The following is a 2386-nucleotide window of genomic DNA, read 5'->3' as shown; positions in this document are numbered from 1 at the left end:
GATGTGGTGCGGTGGTCGGCGGACGGTCGTCTGGTGTTCCTGGGGCGTGCCGATGAGCAGGTGAAGGTACGCGGGTTCCGGGTGGAGCCGGGTGAGGTCGAGGCGGTGCTGCTCGGGCATCCGTCGGTGGGGCGCGCGGTCGTGGTGGCGCGCTCCGACGGGCCTGGTGGCGGTGGTGTGCTGGTGGGCTACGTGGTCCCGGCGGCTGGAGAGTCGGTGGACGTGGCCGCTCTGCGTGCCTCCGTGGGACGCTCGTTGCCCGAGTACATGGTGCCGCTGGTGGTCGTCCTCGACGCCCTCCCGCTGAACCCGAGCGGCAAAGTCGACCGCAAGGCGCTGCCGGCGCCCGACCTGGGCGCGGTGGTGTCCTCGCGGACGCCGCGGGACCCGGTGGAGGAAGTCCTGTGCGGGCTCTTCGCGCAGGTCCTCGGCCTGGAACGGGTCGGCATCGACGACAGCTTCTTCGAACTCGGCGGCCACTCCCTCCTCGCCGTCCGCCTCGTCAGCCGGGCCCAGACCGCCGGCCTGCGGCTCAGCGTCGCCGACGTGGTCCTGCACCGCACCGTCGCCGCACTCGCCACCCGCGCCGAGAAGACAGGACCGGACCAGGAGAGCACCCTCGACCCGTTCTCCACCGTGCTCCCCATCCGTCCGGGCGGTGACGCGCCCCCCGTCTTCCTCGTGCACAGCGGGCTCGGTTTCAGCCTCCCGTACGTCGGACTCGCCCGGCACCTCGACCGGCGCCACCCGCTCTACGGCCTCCAGTCACCGGCCGTCGGCGGCGCCTCCCCGATCCCGGACGACATCCGCGCCGTGGCCGCCGAGTACATCGGCCACATCCGCCGGATCCGACCGCACGGCCCGTACCGGCTCCTCGGCTGGTCCTACGGCGGCGTGCTCGCCCACGAGATCGCCGTACAACTGCAACAGGCCGGTGAGGAGGTCGACTTCCTCGCCAACCTCGACGGCTACCTCGGCCGCACCGGGCGCGAGGACGAGGACGACGAGCAGGAACTGCTCCTGCGGGCCTTCGAGTCACTCGGCCACAGCCGGGCCGTCGTCGCCGACCGCCCGCTCACCCCGGCCGTGCTCCTCGACGTCCTGCGGCGGGAGAACCATCCGCTCGCCGAACTCGGCGAGCGGGGCATCCCGCGGCTGCTGCGCCTCTCCCGGACCCACGGCGACCTGATGGAACGGTTCACCGCGGGCCGGTTCACCGGCGACATGCACCTCTTCACCGCCACCCGCGAATGGGCGGCGGACCGACTGGCCGACCAGACCCGACGATGGGAGCTCCACGTGGAAGGACACCTCCGTATCCACCCGGTCGACTGCGGCCACGAGTACCTGATGCACCCCGGCCCCCAGGCCGTCGTCGGCCGGGCCGTCGACGCCGCGCTCGCCCGGCTCGACGCGGCCGGCGAGGAGCAGACGGGCGGTGACCTGGCATGGTGACCCTCGTCCAGGTCCGCAGGCCCGCACCGCCCATCGCGCTGGCCGTGGAGTCCCTCGCCGTCGCCGGCCGGAGACTGAACCGGCTGCGCCGGGCCCCCGGCCGCCTCATCGGCATCATCATGAACCCGCTCGTCTCGATGATCGTCCTCGGCTACCTCTTCCAGGGGTCGCTCTCGGTGACGGGCGGATCCGACTACCAGACGTACATGTTCGCGGGTGTCGCCGCGCAGGTCGGGCTCGCCGGCATCGGCCCCACCGCGGTGGCCGTCGCCGCCGACCTGCGAGGCGGATTGGTGGACCGGTTCCGCAGCCTGCCGATCGCCCGCCCCTCGGTCCTCCTCGGCCACACCCTCGGCGACCTGGCCGTCGGCCTCATCGGGCTCGCCGTCGTCACGGGCATCGGCGTGCTCTTCGGCTGGCGGCCCGAGCGCGGGCCGCTCCCCGTGCTCGCCGGCTTCGTCCTGCTCGCCGTGTTCATGTACGCCATGCTCTGGGTCGGTGTCCTCCTCGGCCTGTTCTCCCGCAACATGGAGACGATCAACGTGGTCGCGGGCCTGGTCACCGTCCTCCTCTCCTTCCTGTCCAACGCCTTCCAGTCCGTCGACCGGCTGCCGTCCTGGCTGCGTCCGGTCGCGGACTGGAACCCGGTCAGCGCCGTGGTCACCTGGACCCGCGAGCTGTGGGGCAACCCCACCGCCACCGGCGGGAGTTTCCCGGGTGAGCACGCGTCGCTCGCGGTCGCCATCTCGCTGGGCGCCGTGTTCGTCCTCACCGTGCTGTTCAGCCTCCGCCGCTTCCGCACGGCGGCATCGTGAGACCGGGGCCGGGGGGGCGGGGGGGCGGGGGCCCCCCCCCCCCCCGAGCGCCCCCCCCGCGCCCCCCCCCGCGACCGGCGGCCCGCCGGCCCCCCCCCCCCCCACCCCCCCGGGCT

General features: G+C 73.7%; 2 protein-coding genes. Both read left to right on the top strand.

Annotated features, from left to right (window positions below; all coding sequences use genetic code 11):
• The coding region (locus ABT034_RS35200) for an alpha/beta fold hydrolase (RefSeq protein WP_351221180.1) at positions 1–1455 on the top strand (1455 nt) is incomplete at its 5' end.
• Positions 1449–2270 (top strand): ABC transporter permease, encoded by an 822-nt coding sequence (locus tag ABT034_RS35195; protein ID WP_351221179.1) that lies wholly within the window; start codon positions 1449–1451, stop codon positions 2268–2270. The genes ABT034_RS35200 and ABT034_RS35195, both read left to right, overlap by 7 nt.
• The last annotated feature ends 116 nt before the right edge of the window (positions 2271–2386 follow it).

Origin of the sequence: Streptomyces sp. NPDC002773 (assembly GCF_040295605.1) — a bacterium.
Classification (GTDB): Bacteria; Actinomycetota; Actinomycetes; order Streptomycetales; family Streptomycetaceae; genus Streptomyces.
The sequence above is the reverse complement of the archived record's forward strand: the minus strand, read 5'-3'. Positions and strand labels throughout refer to the sequence as shown.